This window comes from Ochrobactrum sp. Q0168 (assembly GCF_016427605.1).
Lineage (GTDB): Bacteria > Pseudomonadota > Alphaproteobacteria > Rhizobiales > Rhizobiaceae > Brucella.
Genome location: NZ_JAELXQ010000051.1, coordinates 1 through 656 on the forward strand (window position 1 = coordinate 1; position 656 = coordinate 656).

A 656-nucleotide genomic window follows, 5' to 3' on the forward strand; every position below is an offset into this window, starting at 1 on the left:
AATCGGTGATGGCGGTTAAACACATCAATCATAGTGCAAGGCTTGAGCAAGCTCTTGCGACATCAACCTTTTTGTCGGTCGATCCGATTACATCTTCTCTTCACTATTTCATACAGAACACGCAGACAAAAAAGTCCGCAAACTTGGTTCTTTCTCTTGGATGATTGAACTGCCGCCCTACTCGACACCAAAACTTGATGGTGGAGCCGGACGGGATCGAACCGACGACCCCCTGCTTGCAAAGCAGGTGCTCTCCCAGCTGAGCTACGGCCCCTTATCAAGTAACTTGGTGGGCCTGGGAGGACTTGAACCTCCGACCCCACGCTTATCAAGCGTGTGCTCTAACCAACTGAGCTACAAGCCCTGATCTCTCAACCAGAACGCCGTAGCGCGTCAAATCATCCAACGAAGAAAGAGAAACGAAGGCGGCACGCCTGCAAGCGATTGTCAGAGCGACTACTCTGCAATCTATTGTTCTAATAAGATGGAGAAGGATCATCAGTCCGAAGACTGCGTCTTTCCAGTTCTCGATCTTCCTTAGAAAGGAGGTGATCCAGCCGCAGGTTCCCCTACGGCTACCTTGTTACGACTTCACCCCAGTCGCTGACCCTACCGTGGTCGCCTGCCTCCTTGCGGTTAGCACAGCGCCTTCGGGT

General features: G+C 52.1%; 2 tRNA genes and 1 rRNA gene. All 3 read right to left on the bottom strand.

What is annotated here, in order from left to right:
- Positions 1 to 198 precede the first annotated feature (198 nt).
- Positions 199 to 274, bottom strand: a tRNA-Ala gene (locus JAU75_RS23910).
- Positions 275 to 287: 13 nt separating this feature from the next.
- Positions 288 to 364, bottom strand: a tRNA-Ile gene (locus JAU75_RS23915).
- 177 nt (positions 365 to 541) lie between these two features.
- Positions 542 to 656: ribosomal RNA gene (locus JAU75_RS23920) — 16S ribosomal RNA — on the bottom strand; the annotation flags it as partial.